The organism is Amycolatopsis ruanii, from assembly GCF_003385175.1.
GTDB lineage: Bacteria > Actinomycetota > Actinomycetes > Mycobacteriales > Pseudonocardiaceae > Amycolatopsis_E > Amycolatopsis_E thermalba.
In genome coordinates, this window is sequence record NZ_PQHY01000070.1 from 1 (window position 1) to 19,137 (window position 19,137).

At 72.8% G+C, this 19,137-nt stretch carries 22 protein-coding genes; 13 read left to right on the top strand and 9 right to left on the bottom strand.

Annotated features, from left to right (window positions below):
- Positions 1 to 172 precede the first annotated feature (172 nt).
- The 5 genes from D0D28_RS28190 to D0D28_RS28210 all read left to right on the top strand — a co-directional run bounded on the left by D0D28_RS28190 (position 173) and on the right by D0D28_RS28210 (position 6,121).
- Positions 173 to 424, top strand: coding sequence for a hypothetical protein (locus D0D28_RS28190; protein WP_162831218.1), 252 nt, complete (start codon positions 173 to 175; stop codon positions 422 to 424).
- Positions 425 to 475: 51 nt separating this feature from the next.
- Positions 476 to 2,290: a glycoside hydrolase family 3 protein gene (locus D0D28_RS28195; protein WP_240323387.1), complete on the top strand. Its 1,815-nt coding sequence runs from the start codon at positions 476 to 478 to the stop codon at positions 2,288 to 2,290.
- A gap of 185 nt (positions 2,291 to 2,475) precedes the next feature.
- Positions 2,476 to 3,756 (top strand): MFS transporter, encoded by a 1,281-nt coding sequence (locus D0D28_RS28200; RefSeq protein WP_116113841.1) that lies wholly within the window; start codon positions 2,476 to 2,478, stop codon positions 3,754 to 3,756.
- 15 nt (positions 3,757 to 3,771) lie between these two features.
- Positions 3,772 to 5,247, top strand: coding sequence for a CYTH and CHAD domain-containing protein (locus D0D28_RS28205; protein ID WP_240323388.1), 1,476 nt, complete (start codon positions 3,772 to 3,774; stop codon positions 5,245 to 5,247).
- 184 nt (positions 5,248 to 5,431) lie between these two features.
- Positions 5,432 to 6,121, top strand: a complete 690-nt coding sequence (locus tag D0D28_RS28210) for an IspD/TarI family cytidylyltransferase (RefSeq protein ID WP_094004160.1) — start codon at positions 5,432 to 5,434, stop codon at positions 6,119 to 6,121.
- A 7-nt stretch (positions 6,122 to 6,128) separates the two neighbouring features.
- On the opposite strand, the gene D0D28_RS28215 is transcribed toward D0D28_RS28210, so the two are convergent.
- Positions 6,129 to 6,905 carry an IclR family transcriptional regulator gene (locus tag D0D28_RS28215; protein WP_094004161.1) on the bottom strand — a complete coding sequence of 259 codons (777 nt, stop codon included), beginning with the start codon at positions 6,903 to 6,905 and terminating at the stop codon, positions 6,129 to 6,131.
- 147 nt (positions 6,906 to 7,052) lie between these two features.
- Here D0D28_RS28215 and D0D28_RS28220 point away from each other — a divergent pair, with 147 nt between their 5' ends.
- Positions 7,053 to 7,769 (top strand): CoA transferase subunit A, encoded by a 717-nt coding sequence (locus D0D28_RS28220; protein WP_116113844.1) that lies wholly within the window; start codon positions 7,053 to 7,055, stop codon positions 7,767 to 7,769.
- A gap of 2 nt (positions 7,770 to 7,771) precedes the next feature.
- Complete coding sequence (locus D0D28_RS28225) at positions 7,772 to 8,413, top strand: CoA transferase subunit B (protein ID WP_037323002.1); 642 nt, start codon at positions 7,772 to 7,774, stop codon at positions 8,411 to 8,413.
- A 381-nt stretch (positions 8,414 to 8,794) separates the two neighbouring features.
- Here the strand turns inward: D0D28_RS28225 and D0D28_RS28230 are convergent, their stop codons facing one another.
- The 3 genes from D0D28_RS28230 to D0D28_RS28240 are packed head-to-tail and all read right to left on the bottom strand — an operon-like array spanning position 8,795 to position 11,076.
- A complete protein-coding gene (locus tag D0D28_RS28230; protein WP_240323389.1) occupies positions 8,795 to 9,259 on the bottom strand; it encodes a GNAT family N-acetyltransferase in 465 nt (154 codons plus the stop codon).
- A gap of 9 nt (positions 9,260 to 9,268) precedes the next feature.
- Positions 9,269 to 9,667, bottom strand: coding sequence for a hypothetical protein (locus tag D0D28_RS28235; RefSeq protein ID WP_094004175.1), 399 nt, complete (start codon positions 9,665 to 9,667; stop codon positions 9,269 to 9,271).
- Positions 9,668 to 9,678: 11 nt separating this feature from the next.
- Positions 9,679 to 11,076: an APC family permease gene (locus D0D28_RS28240; RefSeq protein ID WP_116113846.1), complete on the bottom strand. Its 1,398-nt coding sequence runs from the start codon at positions 11,074 to 11,076 to the stop codon at positions 9,679 to 9,681.
- A gap of 215 nt (positions 11,077 to 11,291) precedes the next feature.
- On the opposite strand from D0D28_RS28240, the gene D0D28_RS28245 reads away from it, so the two are divergent.
- From D0D28_RS28245 to D0D28_RS28255, 3 genes are read left to right on the top strand one after another with little or no spacing between them, the layout of a single operon-like run.
- The gene (locus D0D28_RS28245; RefSeq protein ID WP_094004258.1) at positions 11,292 to 12,530 is read left to right on the top strand and encodes an acyl-CoA dehydrogenase family protein; all 1,239 of its coding nucleotides are present in this window, start codon (positions 11,292 to 11,294) and stop codon (positions 12,528 to 12,530) included.
- A complete protein-coding gene (locus tag D0D28_RS28250) occupies positions 12,527 to 13,465 on the top strand; it encodes an alpha/beta hydrolase (protein ID WP_094004177.1) in 939 nt (312 codons plus the stop codon). Before D0D28_RS28245 ends, D0D28_RS28250 begins: the two co-directional genes overlap by 4 nt.
- Complete coding sequence (locus D0D28_RS28255; protein WP_094004178.1) at positions 13,462 to 13,929, top strand: flavin reductase family protein; 468 nt, start codon at positions 13,462 to 13,464, stop codon at positions 13,927 to 13,929. The genes D0D28_RS28250 and D0D28_RS28255 overlap by 4 nt, the downstream gene beginning before the upstream one ends.
- Here D0D28_RS28255 and D0D28_RS28260 read toward each other — a convergent pair whose 3' ends face one another.
- On the bottom strand, positions 13,930 to 14,541 hold the full coding sequence (locus tag D0D28_RS28260) for a TetR/AcrR family transcriptional regulator (RefSeq protein WP_094004179.1): 612 nt from the start codon (positions 14,539 to 14,541) through the stop codon (positions 13,930 to 13,932). It lies immediately after the preceding gene.
- Here D0D28_RS28260 and D0D28_RS28265 point away from each other — a divergent pair.
- On the top strand, positions 14,540 to 14,746 hold the full coding sequence (locus D0D28_RS28265) for a hypothetical protein (protein ID WP_205413384.1): 207 nt from the start codon (positions 14,540 to 14,542) through the stop codon (positions 14,744 to 14,746). The genes D0D28_RS28260 and D0D28_RS28265 overlap by 2 nt on opposite strands.
- Before the next feature lie 8 nt (positions 14,747 to 14,754).
- Here the strand turns inward: D0D28_RS28265 and D0D28_RS28270 are convergent, their stop codons facing one another.
- Entirely contained in the window at positions 14,755 to 15,702 is a 948-nt protein-coding gene (locus D0D28_RS28270) for a GlxA family transcriptional regulator (protein WP_116113849.1), read from the bottom strand.
- A 130-nt stretch (positions 15,703 to 15,832) separates the two neighbouring features.
- Here D0D28_RS28270 and D0D28_RS28275 point away from each other — a divergent pair, with 130 nt between their 5' ends.
- Complete coding sequence (locus D0D28_RS28275) at positions 15,833 to 16,291, top strand: DUF2269 family protein (RefSeq protein ID WP_094004181.1); 459 nt, start codon at positions 15,833 to 15,835, stop codon at positions 16,289 to 16,291.
- On the opposite strand, the gene D0D28_RS28280 is transcribed toward D0D28_RS28275, so the two are convergent.
- The 3 genes from D0D28_RS28280 to D0D28_RS28290 all read right to left on the bottom strand — a co-directional run bounded on the left by D0D28_RS28280 (position 16,288) and on the right by D0D28_RS28290 (position 18,222).
- Positions 16,288 to 16,662: an STAS domain-containing protein gene (locus D0D28_RS28280; protein ID WP_094004182.1), complete on the bottom strand. Its 375-nt coding sequence runs from the start codon at positions 16,660 to 16,662 to the stop codon at positions 16,288 to 16,290. The two genes, D0D28_RS28275 and D0D28_RS28280, sit on opposite strands and share 4 nt — an antisense overlap.
- Before the next feature lie 83 nt (positions 16,663 to 16,745).
- Positions 16,746 to 17,162 carry a hypothetical protein gene (locus D0D28_RS28285; RefSeq protein ID WP_116113883.1) on the bottom strand — a complete coding sequence of 139 codons (417 nt, stop codon included), beginning with the start codon at positions 17,160 to 17,162 and terminating at the stop codon, positions 16,746 to 16,748.
- A gap of 103 nt (positions 17,163 to 17,265) precedes the next feature.
- Positions 17,266 to 18,222: a sigma-70 family RNA polymerase sigma factor gene (locus tag D0D28_RS28290; RefSeq protein ID WP_116113851.1), complete on the bottom strand. Its 957-nt coding sequence runs from the start codon at positions 18,220 to 18,222 to the stop codon at positions 17,266 to 17,268.
- A 65-nt stretch (positions 18,223 to 18,287) separates the two neighbouring features.
- Here D0D28_RS28290 and D0D28_RS28295 point away from each other — a divergent pair, with 65 nt between their 5' ends.
- The gene (locus tag D0D28_RS28295) at positions 18,288 to 19,079 is read left to right on the top strand and encodes an alpha/beta fold hydrolase (RefSeq protein WP_116113853.1); all 792 of its coding nucleotides are present in this window, start codon (positions 18,288 to 18,290) and stop codon (positions 19,077 to 19,079) included.
- The last annotated feature ends 58 nt before the right edge of the window (positions 19,080 to 19,137 follow it).

Genomic DNA, 19,137 nt, shown 5'->3' on the forward strand with positions numbered 1-19,137 from the left:
TGGCAGCGGGCACGTCGTTCTCCGTCTATCCGGTTTCTGTTCCTCGACAGCTCAGAAACCTAGACCCAGCAACGACGTGCCCCTCCGCTACCTGGGCAGACCCACCCACACATCAGTACAAAGAGCCCCTTTTCTGGGGTTCGGCGCTGGACGACTACGTACCCTGACGGAGGTGATGGAGCAGGTCGAGGCGCTTTGGCCACCGATGATCCTGCTCGAAATGCCCGAGGGACCTGGCAAGGAGATTCCCTACGGGCTGTTCAACCTCGTGACTCCGGCCGTCCGGTCGCAGGGCGAGATCGCTCGTCGGTTGAGCCGCGAGGACTGGACAAGTGTCCTGGACGACCTCCTCCAGGCAAGCCCGGCGGCCTATCACGCCCTCGTCACCGAGCTGGATGTGCTCGACCGGGCCGCGCCGAGGTAGTCGTCGTCGACGAGGTGTGCCAACCAATGGCACGGTGATGGATCGCCGCTGGTGGCGGGCGTCATGCTCGCCACCATGCTGGTGCCCTACAAGGATCCGGACCGTCCCGTCGAGGAGCGCGTGCGCGACCTCATCGGCCGGATGACCCTCGCCGAGAAGACCGGGTTGCTGTGTCACGCGCCGGTCGCCGTGACGCCGGACGGCGGGTTCGTCGAGGAGTCGGCCGGCATCATGCCCACCGCCCCGACCACCGAATCCGTGCGCGACAAACACCTGCGCTGCCTCACCCTCATGGCCCCGGTCGCCGCCGGGCCGCTGGCCCGCTGGCACAACCGCCTGCAGGACCTCGCCGCCCGCAGCCGTCTCGGCATCCCCGTGCTGATCTCCTCCGATCCGCGCCACTCGGCCAACGACAACCCGCTCACCTCGGTCGCCGATGGTGGCTGCTCGCGCTGGCCGGAACCGCTCGGGTTCGGCGCGATCGGTGACGAGGAACTGGTCCGCGACTTCGCCCGTGCCATCCGGGCCGAGTACACCGCGGTCGGCATCCGCATGGCCACCCACCCGATGGCCGACCTCGCCACCGAGCCGCGCTGGGCGCGCACCGTCGGCACGTTCGGCGCCGATCCGGACCTGGTCGGCCGCCTCGCCGGGGCCTACGTCGAGGAGCTGCAGGGCCCGCGGCTCGGCCCCGGATCCGTGGCGAGCATGGTCAAGCACTGGCCGGGCGCGGGCCCGCAGGCCGGCGGCGAGGACGCGCACTTCGCCGCGAGCCCGGACCAGGTCTACCCGGCCGGGCGGTTCGAGCAGCACCTCGACCAGTTCCGCCCGTCCCTGCGCGCCGGGGCCGCCGCCGTCATGCCGTACTACGGGCGCCCGGTCGGCGTGCCCGGTCTCGCCGAGGTCGGGTTCGCCTTCGACCGCGAGGTGGTGGCCGGCCGTCTGCGCCGGGACGAGGGCTACGACGGCGTCGTCTGCACGGACTTCGGGCTGCTCACGGACTCGGTGCTGCCGGGCGGGACGGTGTGGCCGGCGCGCGCGTGGGGCGCGGAGCACCTGGACCGCGCCGAGCGCGCGCTGATGCTGCTCGACGCGGGTGTGGACCAGTTCGGCGGCGAGTGGTGCCCGGAGGTGATCGCGGATCTGGTGATCAGCGGGCGCGTGAGCGAGGCCCGGATCGACGAGTCCGTGCGCCGCGTGCTGACCGTCCTGTTCCGGCTGGGGTTGTTCGAAAACCCCTACGTGAACGAGGAAATCGCCGTGACGACCGTCGGCCGGGAGGACCTCGCCGCGGCCGGTGCGGCGGCGCAGCGGCGCGCGATGACCCTGCTGACCGACTCCGTGCTGCCCCTGCCCTCCGGGTGCCGGCTCTACGTCGAAGGCGTCGACCCCCGGACAGCCGCCGCATACGCGACCATTGTGGACACTCCGGTGGAGGCCGACTACGCCCTGGTCCGGATCGCGGCCCCGTACGAGCCGCGCCGGACGTTGCCCGAGGCGTTCTTCCACCAGGGGCGGCTGGACCTGCCCGAGGACGAGCGCGCGCACCTGCTGGAGCTGGCCGCCACGGTCCCGACGGTGGTCGACGTGTTCCTCGACCGGCCGGCCGTGATCCCCGAACTCGCCGAGCACACCGCCGCGCTGGTGGCCGACTTCGGCGCCACCGACGACGCCGTGCTCGACGTCGTGTTCGGTCACGCCCGCCCGGAGGGCCGGCTGCCGTTCGAGCTGCCCCGGTCGATGGCCGCGGTCGAGGCGCACCCCGAGGACCTGCCGGGCGGCACCGAGGACCCGGTGTTCCCGCTCGGCCACGGGCTCGAGACCACGAACTGGCGGCCCCGCGCCGTGTCCCGGCGGGAGGGCTGACGATGCCGATCCACCCCGCGACGACCTGCGCACCACGGCGAGGCGTTCGTGGCGGCACTGGCGCGTTGCTCGCCTCGCATGTGGACGTTCCGGAAACCGTTCCATTGGTTGACCGCGCGCCTTAACCGGCGCCGGTGCCGCTGTCATCCTTCCCGCAGTTCGCAACGAGGCGAAAGGTGCCGACGATGAGTACGTCCTCCCTGCCCGGAACCACCACGACGACGCCGCGCAGCTGGACCAACCCGGGGCGCAGCTTCCTGTTCTTCCTCGGGTTCGCGGCGATCGGCGCGGTGATGGCCCAGCTGGTGCCCGCGGTCCTGACGCTGTCGCTCAAGGCGACGCTGATCGACCCGGTCGGCGCCACGACCACCGTCTCGATCGTCACCGGCGTCAGCGCCCTGTGCGCGCTCGTGGCGTTCCCGGCGTTCGGGCGGCTGTCCGACCGCACCACCGGGCGGCTCGGGCGGCGGCGGCCCTACCTGCTGCTGGCCGCGGCGCTGTTCGCGCTCGGCGCGCTCGGCATGCTCGCCGGCACCAGCACGCTGACCCTGACCCTCGCCGGGATCGTCACCGCGATCGGCCTGACCTCGGCGACGGTGGCGATCACCGCGGTGATCCCGGACCAGTTCGCGCCGGACCGAAGAGGACCGGCGTCCGCCGTGGTCGGGCTGAGCCTGCCGGTCGGTGTGGTGATCGGGTTGTTCGTGGCGCAGCTGGTGTCGCCGAACCTGCCGGCGATGATCCTGCTGCCCGCGGCCATCGCGGTCGCCGGATGCGTGCTGTTCGCGGTGGTGCTGAAGGATCCGCGGCTGCACAAGGCGGACCGGCCGGCGTTCGGGTGGCGCGACCTGCTCGGCACGTTCTGGCTCAACCCGGTGCGGCACGCGAACTTCTCCTGGGCGTGGCTGAGCCGGTTCCTGCTGTTCCTCGGGGTCGCGGCGGTGCAGGCGTACCAGGCGTTCTACCTGATGGTCGTGCTGCACTTCCCGCCGGCCGAGGTGGCGGGCGCGGTGTTCCTGTCGACCCTGGTGCTGACCGCGGCGGCGCTGATCTTCGCCCCGGTGGCGGCGAAGGCGTCCGACCGGCTCGGCCGGCGCAAGCCGTTCGTGATCGCGTCCGCGGCGATCTTCGCGGCCGGGCTCGTGCTGGCGGCCGTCGCGGACTCGTTCCCGTTCTTCCTGGCCGCGATCGCGGTGGTCGGGCTCGGGCAGGGTGTGTACTTCGCGGTCGACATCGCGCTGGTGACGGAGGTGCTGCCGGACCCGGCGAACCCGGCGAAGGACCTCGGGCTGATGAACATCGCGAACAACCTGCCCGGCTCGGTGGTGCCCGCGGTGGCCCCGGCGGTGCTGTCGATCGGCGCCACCGCGGCGATGCCGCAGAACTTCCCGGCGCTGTTCCTGCTCGGCGCGGCGGCGGCCGCGGTGGGCGCGGTGCTGATCCTGCCCATCCGCGGCGTGCGGTAGGCGGGGTTTCCGCCGGTGACCGCCGGGGAATTCCCGGACATGGGCGCGAAAACGGTCACCGAGCGGGAGCGGAAGTTCGACTTCGACGACGGACGGCCGGTGCCCCGGCTGGCCGGCGTGGGGCCGGTGGCCGACCAGGCCCCGCCGCGGGAATCCCGGCTGGACAACACCTACTACGACACGCGCGACCTCCGCCTGGCGCGGGCGGGCGTGACCCTGCGCAGGCGCACCGGCGGCGAGGACGCGGGCTGGCACCTCAAGCGTCCCGCCGCCGACGGCGCCCGCGAGGAGACCCAGCTGCCCCCGGGCGACCACCTGCCCGCGGAACTCGCCGAAGCCGCGCGCGAGTGGACCGGTGGTGCGGACCTCGTCGAGATCGCCCACCTGCGCGTCGACCGGTTCACCCACGACCTGACCGCCGCCGACGGGCGGCGGCTGGCCGTGCTGACCGACGACCACGTCCACGGCGAGCGGGCCGGCGAGCACGCGCACCTGGACCGCTGGCGTGAACTCGAGGTCGAACTCGACACCGGGGACCCCGGGCTGCTCGACACGCTCACGCGGGCGCTCGTCGCGGACGGGGTGCGGCCCGCGCACTGGCCGTCGAAGCTGCGGCGCCTGCTCGCCGACGACCTCGCCGCGGCCGGTGCGCCGGGCAACGCGGGGGAGACCGTGATGGCCTATGTGCGCACGCAGGTCGAGGCGGTCCGGCGGCACGACGAAGGCGTCCGGCGCGGGGACGGCGACGCGGTGCACCAGCTGCGGGTCGCGCTGCGGCGGTTGCGCAGCGCGCTGCGCGGCTACCGGCGGCTCTTCGTGCGCGAGCGGGTGAAGGCGCTGGCCGACGAGCTGAAGTGGGCCGGGCGGGTGCTGTCCCCGGCGCGGGACGGCGAGGTCCGGCGGGAGACCCTGCTGGGCGAGCTGGCGAAGTTCCCGCGCGAGCCGGAAACCGAGCACGCCCGCCGCACGCTCGAGTCGCGTTTGGACGAAGCCGCGGAACGGGAGCGGCGGGCGCTGCTCGCGGAGCTGACCAGTGAGCGGTACGCGCGGCTGCTGGGCGCGCTCGACGAGTGGGTGGCCGACCCGCCGCTGACGACCTCGGCGGAATCCGGGCGCCGGGAGCTGCGGAAGGCACTGCGCCGCGCGGACCGGCGGCTGGCGGCGGCGATGGCGGCGAGCCCCCGCTGCCGCGACCCGGACGCCGCCCTGCACGAGGTGCGCAAGAAGGCCAAGGCGGCGCGGTACGTCGCGGATGCCGCGCGACCGGTACTGGGCAAGCGGGTGCGCCCGTGGCGGCGGGCGGTGAAGTCGCTGCAGCGCGAACTGGGCGAGTACCACGACCTGGTGAGCGCGGGACAACTCCTGCGGGAACAGGTGGGTGATTCGGTGTCCGATGCGTTCGTGTTCGGGCGTCTGTATGAGCGGGGTCGTGCCCGGTGTGCGGCTCTGCGGGCGGATTTCGAGCGGCGGGACCTGCCGGGCGCACCGTGACCGTGCGGTGGTGAGCGTGGGGCAGCTCCTGCGGCAGCGGGTGGGTGATTCGGTGTCCGATGCGTTCGTGTTCGGCCGTCTGTATGAGCGGGGTCGTGCCCGGTGTGCGGCCCTGCGCGCGGATTTCGAGCGGCGAGACCTGCCGGGCGCACCGTGACCACCCGGTGGTGCCTACGATCGGCGCATGGCTGCGGAGCAGAACCCGACGGCGGCCGCGGTCGTGCTGGCCAGCGGGGCCGGGACGCGTGTCGGTGCCGGCGTGAACAAGGTGTACCTGCCGCTGGCGGGCCGGCCGATCGTGGCGTGGTCGCTGGCGGCGTTCGCCCGGACGCCCGGGGTCGGCGTGCTGGTGTTCGTCATCCGGCCGCAGGACCGGGCGCTCGCCGAGGAGGCGTTGTCCGGGCTCGGCGCGCGGGCCGAGATCGTGCACGGCGGCGCGAGCAGGCAGGACTCCGAGCTGAACGCCCTGCGGCACCTGGCCGGGCGCATCGAATCCGGCGCGGTCGACGCGGTCCTGCTGCACGACGGCGCCCGTCCGCTCGTCACGCCCGCCCTGATCACCGAGGTCCTGCGCACGGCACGCGAGCACGGCGGCGCGATGCCCGGTGTGGTGGCGGACGACATCGTGACCGACGAGGGCGCCCGGCCGCCGGGCACGCTGGTCCGCGCGCAGACGCCGCAGGGCTTCCGCGCCGCCCCGCTCGTCGCGGCCTACGAACAGGCCGCGCGCGAGGGCTTCGCGGGCACCGACACGGCCTCGGTGATGGAGCGGTACTCGCGGACGCCGGTGCGGTGGGTGCCGGGCGCGGTGGAGAACATCAAGGTGACGTACCCGCACGACCTGCTGGTGGCGGGCCGGATACTGGCGCGCTGACGGTCCTTCAGAGCCCGGTGCGCTGCCGGTCCGCGCGGAGTGCCGTCGTCAGCGCATGGGCCTCCTTGAGCAGCAGCGCGCCCATCTGCGCCCGCCGCGGCTCGCGGAAACGCGACTCCACCCCGGTCAGCGTCAGCGCCCACGCCGGCTCCCCGGACGAGCCGAACACCGCCGCCGCCATGCCCCAGCTGCCCTCGACCACCAGACCCGGGTTGACGGCGTACCCGCGCTCCCGCGTCTCGGCGATCCGCTCGCGCAGCGGCCCCGGCGCGTGCGCCTCGCCCCACCGCTCCGTCAGGTCGACCCGCGCCAGGTACTCGTCGATCTCCCGGTCGGACAGCAGCGACAGCACGACCAGCCCGGCCGAGACCACCCCGAGCGGGAACCGCGCGCCCTCGTACAGCACGAACGACCGGATCGGGAAGTCACCGTCCTCGCGCAGCAGGCACACCGTCTCGTCGCCGCGGCGGGCGGAGAAGAACGCGCTCTCCCCGGTCGCCGCCGCGAGCCGGTGCACGCTCGCCCGCGCGTGCTGCGTCACGTCGTAACGCGCGGCCGCCGACTCGCCCAGCAGGTACAGCTCCGGGCCGAGGTACCACTGGCCGCTGCGCTGGTCGCGGTCGACGAACCCCTCGTCGGCCAGCGCGGCGAGCAGCCGGTGGACCGTCGGGCGCGCCAGCCCGGTCAGGCGGGACACGTCCGACGTCGACGCGCCGGGCTCGCCCGCGGCGGACAGCGCGCGCAGCACGATCGCGGCGCGGCCGATCACATGGGCAGGTGGCATGTCCCCATGGTATGTCCACTCAGTGAACGCCCGCGCCCGGGATGTTCATCTGACGAGAGATCCAGTGCGCCTGCTTGACCGGGTTTTCCCAGGTCGTCTTGACTGCGGACAGGTGCTCATTCCACGGACGCTCGAAGGAGAGTTCACGTGTCCAAGGTGTTCGGCGCGGCCGCCGACGCGATGGCCGGCGCGCTGCGGGACGGCATGACGATCGCGGTCGGCGGCTTCGGCCTGTCCGGGATCCCCTACGACCTGATCGAGGTCGTCCGCGACTCCGGCGTCCGCGACCTGACGATCGTGTCGAACAACATGGGCGTGGACGGCAAGGGGCTCGGGCTGCTGCTGGAGAACAAGCAGGTCCGCAAGGTGATCGCGTCCTACGTCGGGGAGAACAAGCTGTTCGCGCAGCAGTACCTGGACGGCACGGTCGAGGTCGAGTTCGCGCCGCAGGGCACGCTGGCCGAGCGGATGCGTGCCGGTGGCGCCGGCATCCCGGCGTTCTACACGAAGACCGGGGTCGGCACGCCCGTCGCCGAGGGCAAGCCGCACGCCGAGTTCGACGGCGAGACCTACGTGCAGGAGCGCGGCATCGTCGCCGACCTGGCGCTGTTCCAGGCCCACACCGCCGACCGGGAGGGCAACCTCGTGTACCGGATGGCGGCCCGCAACTTCAACCCGGTCGTCGCCACGTGCGGCCGGGTGACGGTGGTGGAGACCGAGGTCCTGCTCGACGGCTACGTCGACCCGGACCTGGTGATCACCCCCGGTGTGTTCGTCGACCGCCTGGTGGTCGCCACGCCGCGGGAGAAGGAGATCGAGAAGCGCACGGTGCGCCCGCGGGCGCTCGCCGGAACGGAGGCGTGACCATGGGCTGGAGCCGCGACGAGATGGCCGCGCTGGCGGCGGCGGAACTGCGCGACGGGGACTACGTCAACCTCGGCATCGGCATCCCCACGCTGGTGGCCAACCACATCCCGGACGGCGTGCGGGTGACCCTGCAGAGCGAGAACGGGATCCTCGGTCTGGGCCCGTTCCCGTTCGAGGGCGAGGAGGACGCCGACCTGATCAACGCAGGCAAGCAGACGGTGACCGTCCAGCCCGGCGCGAGTTTCTTCGACTCGGCGACGTCGTTCGCCATGATCCGCGGCGGGCACATCGACCTGGCGATCCTCGGCGCCCTGCAGGTGGCCGCCAACGGCGACCTGGCGAACTGGACCGTGCCCGGCGCGCTGGTGAAGGGCATGGGCGGCGCGATGGACCTGGTCGCGGGCACCAAGCGGATCATCGTGATCACCGACCACGTGGCGAAGGACGGCAGCCCCAAGATCGTCGAGACGTGCACGCTGCCGCTGACCGGCGCGGGGGTGGTGGACCGCATCATCACGGACCTGGCGGTGCTGGACGTGACCCCGGAGGGCCTCCGCCTGGTGCGGCTCGCGCCGGGCGTGACGGAGGAGGAGCTGCGGGAGAAGACGGGCGCGAAGGTGCTGGAGCCGGTGGCGGGTTAGGGCTTCCGCGCGGGCCGGCTGTGCTGCGCTGCCGCAACCAGCGCTGCACGGCGGGCGGGCCGTGGCGGCGCGTGGCGGCGCTGCGGGCGCGAATCGGCCACGCCGTCGAGGCGGCTGTGCGTGCCGTGCTGCCATCGGGGGCTGTGCGTGCCGTGCCGTCGGCGCGAGCTGTGGTGCCGTGCCGCCACCGGGAGCTGCGCGCGCCGCGCCACCACCGCGAGCCATGTGGGCTGCACAGGCCCTCGGCTCGGGCCACCGCGCCCCAACCCGCGCGTGCTGTGCCTGCCACCGTGCCCTGCGCGCCACCGCGTGCCACGGTCGGGGCCCCGCGGGTCACCACCGGTCTCCCCCCCCGCTCGCCGGGATCAGGGGTTCGCCAGATCAGCGGGTTCCCGTCCGCGTTCCGTGGTACCTCATGGTGATCTTGCGATCGCCGTCACCGTGCCGGCGCACCTCGCGGAAACCCAGCCTCCGGTACAGCGCGCGGGCCCGCGTGTTGACGGCCAGCACGTCCAGCTCCACCGCGACCTCGTGCCGGTCCGCGTCGGCGATCAGGTCCGTGATCAGCAGGCTCCCGATGCCGCGGCCCTGGAACTCCGGCAGCAGTTCGATCCGCCCCAGGTACAGCGAGCCGGGGCGGTGCTCCACGCTGAGCATCCCCGCGTCAGCACCGTCCACGGTGACGATCCGCCACCGGCCCGGAGCGAAACCGCGGTCGTGGTACGCGCGCTGCTCCCGCTCGTCCCAGCCCCACACGGCCGCGACGTAGGCGCCCATCGCGGCTTCGTGCAGCCGGAAGCAGAACTCGCGGTCGCCCTCCGTCGCCGGGCGCAGGGCGACTCGCACGTGACCCTCCTAGAACGGCTCGCCGGTACGCACGTCCACCGCCGACCCGCGGTCGTTCGTCTCCGACGGCAGTTCCACCGGGCTCGGTGACGGCTCGCTGATCAGCTCCACAATGTAGTGCGTCACCGCGTGGTCCTCCAGGTTGCGGATCCGGTGCGGCGTCAGGGGCCCGCCACTGCCGACGGTCTTGAACGCCACGTACCCGGCCTCCGCCGTCTGCCGCACCGGCCACTCCTCCTCGCCGAGGCGCTGCGCCTCCGCGCGGCCCGGGTCCGGCCAGATGATCAGGTGGTCGTGGTGGTGCTGGTGCCAGTCGTACATCCCGCGCGGCGGCAGGGTCATCGACCACACCCGCACGCGGTCGTTCTCGAACACCAGCGTGTCGCCGGGATTCGGGGTGTAGCTCATGGGACTTCCTTTCAGGCCAGGGCCGGTTGCTCGGTGACGGTCCGGGTCCGCGCCGCGAACCAGCCGTAGACCGCGGCGACGACGAGGGACAGCGGCAGCGCGCTGATGACGGGCGAATCACTACCGGTGATCTCCGGGTAGTGCGCGACGATGACCACCCCGCAGCTCACCAGTGCCACGCACGCGATCGACGGCGCCACCCGCACCGTCCACACCGGACCGGTGATCCGCCCGCGCGCGGCAGCGGTGACGATGCTCGCCGAGCACGCGGCCATCAGGTAGATGATCGCCAGCGCGGTGATCCCGGAGACCGCGGGGAAGAAGGTCACGATCGGATCGGCGCCCGCCACCGCGAACGGCACGACCACCAGCACGCACACCACCAGCTGCACGGTCCCCGCCGGCACCGGTGTCCGCCACCGCGGGTGCACCCGGCTCAGCCCGCGCGGCAGGAAACCGTCGCGCGCCAGGGAGAACATGTACCGCGACGCGATCGCGTGGAAGGACAGCGCCGCCGCGAAGAAGCTGAACGTGATCATCAGGCTCAGCACCGGCCCGGCCCACGAGCCGAGGTAGGCGGTGATCGCGGCGACCAGCAGTGCACCGGGATCGGCCTGCGCCACCGCGACCGCGTCCGGGAACGCCGCCGCGATCGCCCACATGACGAAGACGAACGTCACGGCCAGCACGATCAGCGCGGAATACGTGGCCCGGCCGACGTTCCGCCGCGCCGACCGGGCCTCCTCGCCGTAGATCGCGGCCGCCTCGTACCCGGCGAAGGACAGGATGCAGAACACCACGGCGAGGCCGAAGTTGCCGCCGAACACGGCGCCCGGCGCGAACACGCCGGCCGAGAACCCGCCGGGCCGCCGCGCCACCACGGCGATCGCGAACGCCAGCAGCATCGCGAACTCGGTGACGGCGACGAAGACGTTCACCTTCCCCGCGATCGTCACGCCGAAGTAGCCGACCACCCAGGTGGCACCGGTGGCCACCAGCGCGATCACCCACCACGGCACGTCCACGCCGAGGTAGGCCGACAGCCCGAGGTGCCCGAAGTACCCGACGGCCACCGACATCCCGGCCGCCGCGAGGTTGTAGGCCAGCGTCGCCACGAGTGCCGACGCCCCGCCCATCCGCCGCCCCAGGCCGAACCCGATGTAGGCGAAGTAGGCGCCGGCGTTGACCACCTGGCGGCTCAGGGCCACGTAACCGGCGGAGAACACCAGCAGGATCACCAGCACCAGGACGAGCACGCCGACCGTGCCGACGCCGGCGCCGAACGCGAGGCTCAGCGAGAGGTTAGAGGCGACCGCGGTGAGCGGCGCGGTCACCGCGATCACCATGAGGATCATGTCGAAGATGCCCACCGCGTTCGGTCGCAACTGGTGGTTTCCGTCTGGGTTCATGAGCACTCCTGGACATCCGGGGTGAATGGCGGTCCCCCCACCACGCCACGGAACAGCGCTCGCGAATGGTCGATACGGTATCGTCGCGTCCAAGCAGCGTACGCCGGATGTTCCCCGGCTGTCCAGACTCTTGTTGGCCCGCTCCGGGCGAGTTACTTTGGACGGGACGACACCGTATCGTCCATTCATCGAAAACTCCCGGGAGGACGATGTTCATGTCCGTGACCACGCAAAACCGTGAAATCCCCGCCTGGCCGTCGGCCCCCGCGAGCTACGACGAGATCGTCGCCCGCGCCAAGGCGCTGCGGCCGCGCATCGCCGAGCTGGGCGTGGCGGTGGACGCGCTCGGCGTCGATCCCACCGAGGCGATGCGCTTGCTCGGCGAGGCCGGTCTGCAGCGCGCGAACGTCCCCGTCGAGTTCGGCGGCCTGTGGACGGGCGGCACCTTCGCCGGCTGGGACCGGGTGGTCGAGGCGGCGCTGGAGGTGACCGCCGGCGACGGCTCGACCGGCCAGTGCTGGGCGACCACCGCCCTGCAGGCCCGCGAGGTGATGTCCGCGCCGCTGCCCGCCTCCACCAAGCAGGCGATCGCCGACGAGCTGATCTTCCAGGGGCGGCGCATCGTCGCCTCCAACGCCGAAACCGGCGGCACCGGCCCGGTCACCGGACGCCGGGTCGACGGCGGCGTGGTCGTCAACGGCGTGAAGACGTTCAACACCAACAGCGGCGGCGGCGGACGCGACCTGGCCAACGTCAGCTTCCGCATCACCGAGCCGGACGGCGCGACCTCCCGGCACCACGCGCTGATCCGGCTCGACGCGCCCGGCGTGGAGGCGCACGGCGACTGGGACAACATGGGCCAGCGCGGCACGATCAGCCAGACCATCACCTACGCCGAGGTGTTCGTGCCCGACGGCTGGCACTACGCGGCGCCGGAGTCGGAGGTCGTGTTCGTGGACCTCGTCCTGCCGGGACACGCGTTGCTGCTGCAGGGAATCGGGGAAGGTGCGTATGCGGCGATGCTGGAGTACCTGCGCGGGCTGAACCGGGCGAGCATGCCGATGTTCCCCTCCGCGATGGCGGATCCGTTGATGCACCGGCAGATCGGCGAGATGGCCGCGAAACTCGCCGCGGGCCGCGCCTATCTGCTGGACACCTGCCGGAAGCTGGCGAACGCCGGCGCGACGACCGACCTGCGCGCGCTGATGACCGAGTTCTTCAAGGTCAAGGTCGCCTGCACCACCGCGGCGCTGGACGTGACCGCCCGCGTGCACGACCTCACCGGCGCGCGCAGCACCGCCAACAAGTACCGGCTGGACCGGTTCTGGCGCAACGCGCGCACGTTCGCCAGCCACGACAGCATCGACGCCAAGAACGCGTTCGTCGGCGCCGCCGAGCTGACCGGTGAGATCCCGGACGCCGGCCGCTACCTGCCGGGGGTGCGGAAGGCATGACGCTCCCACATCCGTCCGAGGTCCCGTTCACGCGACCGGCCTCGCACCACCTCGCTGACCCTCGCTTGCGGACGGTCCGGCCGGTCCGGGTGCTCGACGGGGCCGAGTCGTACCTCGGCGTCAGGTACGCGATCCCGGTCGGCTGGCGCCCGCTGACGCTGGACCTGCACGTCCCGCTCGAAACGGCCGGTCCGGTGCCGGTCGTGGTCTACGCGCACGGCGGCAGTTTCCTCGGCGGAGTCAAGGAAATGGGCCCGTGGGCGGCCCTGCTGCGGCACGGGATCGCGGTGGCTTCGCTGGACTACCGGCTCGCCGGCGAGGCGCGCTACCCGGAGCCCGTCGAGGACGTGCTCGCCGCGATCCGGTGGGTGCGCGTGCACGCCCACCGGTACCGGCTGGACCCCACGCGCATCGCCGGGTGGGGCAGCTCCGCCGGTGGTTACCTGATGGCGCTGGCCGCGCTCACCGGCCGGATCGGACGGCCGGTCGGCGACCACCCCGCGGTGTCCGCGCGGCTGTCCGCGGTGGTGCTGCACTACCCGGTCACGGACTTCTCGACGATCGTCGAGGACGCCTTCGAGCCCACACGGGCCGGTCTGCGGACCATGGTGGATGTCGGGTCGCAGTTCTTCGGGTTTCCCCTGGCGTCGCGGCCGGACGTGGTGGCCGGGGCGGCGGTGTCGCGCGCGGTGGCGGCGGCGTCGCGGGTGCCGCCGTTCCGGATCAGCCACGGCGACGCCGACCACCGGTGCGGGCTGGGGCAGAGCAGACGGCTGCACGAAGCCGTGCTCGCCGCGGGCGGGCAGTCCACTTTGGAGGTGGTGCCCGGGGCCGATCACGCGACCGCGGTGTTCAGCAGCCCCGAGGTGGTCCACCCGGCGATCGAGTTCCTCCGCGACGCCTGGTCGTCCGAGCGGGAAGGAGCGCGGACGTGATCGACGGGACGACGCTGCGCGCGGCGTTCGGCCAGTTCCCGAGCGGTGTGGCCGCGGTGTGCGCGTTGGTCGGCGGCGAGCCGGTGGGCATGGCCGCGAGCACGTTCACCGCCGTGTCGCTGGAGCCGCCGCTGGTGTCGGTGTGCGTGCGGAAGGCTTCGCGGACCTGGCGGCAGTTGCGCCGGGCGCCGTCCCTGGGAGTCAGTGTGCTGTCGGCCGGGCAGGGCGCGATCTGCCGCAGCCTCGCGATGCCGGAGGGCGACCGGTTCGCCGGTGTGCCGTGGGTGGCTCGCGGCAGCGCGGTGCTGGTCGAGGACAGTGCGCTGCAGATCGAATGCCGGCTGACGGGCGAGGTCGATGCCGGGGACCACGTCATCGCGCTGCTCGGCATCACGGCGCTGACCGATTTCCCCGGCGCGGAGCCGGTGGTGTTCCACCGCAGCACGTTCCGGGTGCTGCGGTGACTACTTCTGCGCCGGGCGCGCGCCGAGGAACGCCAGCGTCGAGTCGACCAGCGTCGCCAGGAACTCGGGTGTGATCTCGGTGCGGCGGACGGTGTAGCGCCAGTAGATCGGGGCGGCGAACATGTCGAGCGCCAGCTCGCGGTCCACGTCCGGCGGCAGCTCGCCGCGGGCGATCGCGCGGTCCAGCACCGGTTCCGCCTTGGCGCGGCGCGGGTTCTCCAGGTGCTCGGACAGCGCCTTGGCCAGCGCCGGGTTGCGCTTGGCCTCGGCGGTGAGGTCGGGCAGGATCCGGCCCAGGCGTTCGTCGCTGAGCCACTTGACGACCATCTCGAACGCGCGCTCGACGTCGCCGCGCAGCGAGCCGCTGTCCGGGATGTCGACCAGCGGAACGCTCAGCTGGGACACCGCGTCGGCCACCATGTCCTGCTTCGAGGACCACCGGCGGTACAGGGAGCTCTTCCCGGCCTCCGCCCGCTTGGCGACACCGTCCATCGAGGTGCGCGCGTAGCCCTTCTCGGCCAGCTCGTCGATCACGACCTCGACGATGGCGTCGGTGAGTTCGACACGCAGCACGGCGGCGCCGCTCGGCGCGCGACGGGTCCGGGGCGTCATGAGCGGACAGTACCAGGACTGGACGGAACGGCCCCGTCCCGCGCATGGCGGGGTGGGGATCGCTCTCTTCGAGGGCATCGGCGAGATCGGGCCGGGCTGGGAGTACTACCTGGACCTGCTGGTGGCCGCCCGCACCGGCGCGCCACGCCCGGAGTTCACCGACTATTACCCGGCGATGAAGCCCTACGAGTCCCTGCGCGGCTGAGGCGAGCGTCAGTCCCGCTTCTGGAACGCCGCCCGGTAGGCGTTCGGGCTCGTGCCGACCACCCGCCGGAACCGTTCCCGGAACGCGGTCGGTGAGCCGAACCCCACCTGGCCCGCGATGCGGTCCACCGGGTGCCGCGTCGTCTCCAGCAGGTACTGCGCCTGCCGGATCCGTTCGCGGTGCAGCCACTGCAGCGGCGTCGTCCCGGTCTGTTCGCGGAAGTGGCGGTTCAGCGACCGCGTGCTCATGCCGGCCCGGGCCGCCACATCGGCCAGCGTCAGGTCCCGGTCCAGGTGGTCGGTCATCCACCGCAGCACCGGCTCCAGCAGCGAACCCCGCGGCGCGGGCGGCTGGTCGTGCACGATGAACTGCGCCTGGCCGCCCTCCCGCTCCAGCGGCATCACCGACAGCCGCGCGGCGTCGGCGGCCACCGCGGAGCCGTGGTCGCGCCGGATGAGGTGCAGGCACAGGTCCAGCCCCGCCGCCGCGCCGGCCGAGGTGAGGAACTGGCCGTTGTCCACGTACAGCACGTCCGGGTCGACCTCGACCTCCGGGTGCCGCCGCGCGAGCAGGTCCGCGGCGACCCAGTGCGTGGTCGCGCGCAGCCCGTCGAGCAGCCCGGTCGCGGCCAGGACGAACGCGCCGGCGCAGATCGACGCGATGCGCGTCCCGTCCGCGGCCGCCTTGCGCAGTGCGTCCAGCACGTCCTCCGGCACCGGCACCGCCGGGTTCGCGCAGCCGGGCAGGATGATGGTGTCGGCGTCGGCGAGCGCGTCGAGGCCCCACTGGGCCTGCAGCGTGAACGTGCCCGCGTCGATCGTCGGGCCCGGGGCGCAGACCCGCACCCAGTAGGCCGGGCGGCCGTCCGGCAACCGGGTGCGGGTGAACGCCTCGATCGGGGTGGCCAGGTCGAACGGGACCACGCCGTCCAGCGCCAGCACGGCGACGGTGTGCATGGCGACACCGTAGGCCCTCGCCACCCGGCTCCGCCAGGACCGCCCTGGTCGGCCCGCTGGCGAGAATCCGGTGGAAGTTGGCCATCGCGCCAGTTCCGGAGATCGGCGGCGGCCGTTACCGTCGCTGCCCGTGACGAAGGTTCTGCTCTCCCTCCACGTGCTCGCGGCGCTCGTCGCGATCGGCCCGGTCACGGTCGCGGCCAGCATGTTCCCCGCCGCGACCCGCCGCGCCGTCGCCGGCACCGACCACGACCTCGCGGTCCTGCGCACCCTGCACCGCATCTGCCGGGTCTACGCCGCCGTCGGCATCGCGATCCCGGTCTTCGGCTTCGCGACGGCCGGCAGCCTGGGCGTGACGGGCGACGCGTGGGTGGTCGTGTCCATCGTGCTCACCGCGATCGCGGCGGCCGTGCTGGTGCTGGTGGTGCTGCCGCGCCAGCAGGGCATCCTCGACGGCGTAGCCGAGCAGGCGGAACTCCCACCGCGGGCCCCGGCCCGGCTGGCGATGTACACCGGGATCTTCAACATCCTGTGGGCCACGGTCACGGTGCTGATGATCGTGCGGCCCGGGTCCACCACCAGTGCCTAGTGCTCCAGGTACCGCCGGGCCGCGTCGCGTGCCTCGTCCAGTGAGGCGGTGATCGTCAGGATGCCGTTCAGGCCGGTCATCTCCAGCGGCCGCGTGACGACCGGCGTCGGGCAGATCAGCGCCAGCGCCTGCTCGGCGGAGTGGCATTCGGCGGCCGTCTCGACCAGGACGGCCAGGCCGAGGGAGTCCAGGTGCTCGACCTCGGACAGGTCGAGGATGACCGTGGTGAGCGGCACCGGACCGACGCTGTCGCGGGCGTCCTTCACTGCTTCGCGGACGCGGGGCGCGGTGGTGAGGTCGACCTCGCCGACGATGGTGACGATCACTTCGCTCCCCTCGCGCGTCCAGCGGGTGGCGAAGGCCTGCGGCACGGATCCTCCATCGACGGTCTGCTCGAGCCCGCACACTCTATCCGCAGCCGCCGGTGGCCCGGAGCCGGACCACCGGCGACCACTCAGGCCGGTTCCGTCACGTGCACCGCGTCCAGCGCCGGTCCGTCCGGCGCGACCGGGACGGCGACCGGAACGTCCGCCCACAGCATCGTGCCGCCGCGGCGCGGGGTCATGCCCCACCGAGCGGCGATGCCGTCGAGGACGTCCGCCGACGTGCCGAGGTCACCGCGAGCGGGTGGCTCGGCGGCGATCGTCACGTCGACCCGGATGGTGTCCGCGCCCGCCCAGCCCAGCCGCACCGTGAACGGCTGGCGCGTGGACAGCCAGGCGATGCTGGCGATCTCGTCGGTCGCCAGCAGCGCGTCGACGACGTGGTGTTCGCCGACGCCGGCGAGCATGAACCGCACTCGCCGCCGCAGCGCCGCCAGTTCCGACGGCCCGTCCACGACACTGGTGAACCGATCCGGCCGATGCACCATGTGGTCCACGGTGCATCACCTCCTCCGCTGACTCGTCAACCGGAGGATCTTCGGTTTACCCAGGCGTGATCTCCGGTAAACCGGTCCACTCAGGACCGCGCGGTCAGTCCACTTCGTCCGGCAGGCCGAACGCCGCGAAGTGCTCCCGCGCCACGAACGAGGTGACCTCCGCGATCCGGCCGTCCCGCGGGGTCAGCACGTTGATCGACCAGCTCTCGAACGCAGCCTCCCGGCTCAGGTACGAGGCCACCGCGGGCAGGCCGTTCGCGGAGACGATCCGGTGCCGCCAGGAGCCGCAGGACGCGAGGGGATACCGGCGCGCGAAGGACATCACCGCGTCGATCCCGTGGTACCAGTGCGGCATCGGCGGCATCGACCACGTCACGTCTTCGGTCAGCAGCGCCACCAGCGCGTCCGCGTCGCCCCGCTCCAGCGCGCCGGCGTAGTCCGACGCCAGCGCCCGCACCCGGGCGTCGTCCGGCACCGGTTCCCGCGCCGGCATGATCCGCCGCGCCCGTTGCAGCGCCGAGTTCACCGAGGCGGCGGAGGTGTTCATCATCGACGCGATCTCGGCCGCCGAGAACCCCAGTACCTCGAACAACACCAGTGCCGCCCGCTGGTTGCCCGGCAGGTGCTGCAACGCGGCCACGAACGCCAGCTCGACCGCCTCCCGCTGTTCGGCGCGCGTGTCCGGACCCGTGGGGTACGGGCCGAGCCACGCGACGTCCGTGCGCGGCGCGTCCCCGGTGACCACGTGATCGCTGGACGGCCCGAGATCCATCGGCAGCGCCCGCCTGCCCCGTTGCTCCACCGCGTCCAGGCAGGTGCGCGTCGCCACGGTGTAGAGCCAGGACCGCAGCGAAGCGCGCCCCTCGAAGCCCGGCAGCCCCCGCCACGCCCGCAGCAACGCCTCCTGCAACGCGTCGTCGGCGTCGTGCACCGACCCCAGCATCCGGTAGCAGTGCGCGTGCAGCTCCCGCCGCAGCGGCTCGACCAGCCGGGTGAACGCCGAGTCGTCCCCGGTGCGCGCCAGCTCCAGGTCCACGGCCAGTTCCGTCACGAGCGATGATTCTGCCCCACGCCGGCGGTCACCACCTTCGAAACCGCTTCCCCAGGAGGATTCTGATGTCCCGGACACTTCCCGTTCCCGGCGCGCGTCTCCACCACGAGATCCGCGGGCAGGGCCCGCTCGTCGTGCTCGTCGGCGCCCCGATGGACGCGCGCCCGTTCGCGCCGCTCGCCGACCTGCTCGCCGGTGACCACACGGTGCTCACCACCGATCCGCGCGGCGTCAACCGCAGCCCGGTGGACGACCCCGAGCAGGACTCCACGCCGGAGATCCGCGCCGACGACCTGGCCCGGCTCATCGAGCACGCCGGCGCCGGTCCCGCGGTCGTGTTCGGCTCCAGCGGCGGCGCCGTCAGCGCCCTCGCGCTCGCCCAGGCGCGCCCGGACCTGGTCACGACCGTGATCGCGCACGAGCCGCCGCTGAGCGACCTGCTCCCGGACGCCGACCGGATCCGCGCCCAGGGCGGGGAGGTCATCGCGACGCACTTCGCCGGTGATCCGGTGGGCGCCATGCGGAAGTTCCTGGAGATGGCGGACATCCACCTCCCGGAGCCGGTGTTCCAGGAGTTCTTCGCGCAGGAGCCGAGCCCGCGGGACCTGGCCGACGCGAACTACCAGTACGCGCGCATGTACCGCCCGACCACCCGCTGGATCCCGGACTTCGAGGTCCTGCGCACCCGCCCGGTGGTGATCGGCATCGGGGAGGAATCCGCCGGTCAGCTGTGCGAACGCACGTCGGAGGCGCTGGCGGCGGAGCTGGGTGTGGAACCGGCCCGGTTCCCCGGCGACCACACCGGTTTCGCCGCCGACCCGGCCGCGTTCGCCACGCGGCTGCGGGACTTCCTCTGACTCTGGTTGCTCGCCCGCGCCGGGCTGGTGCGTGGGGGACGGCGGAGGCCGGGCCGGG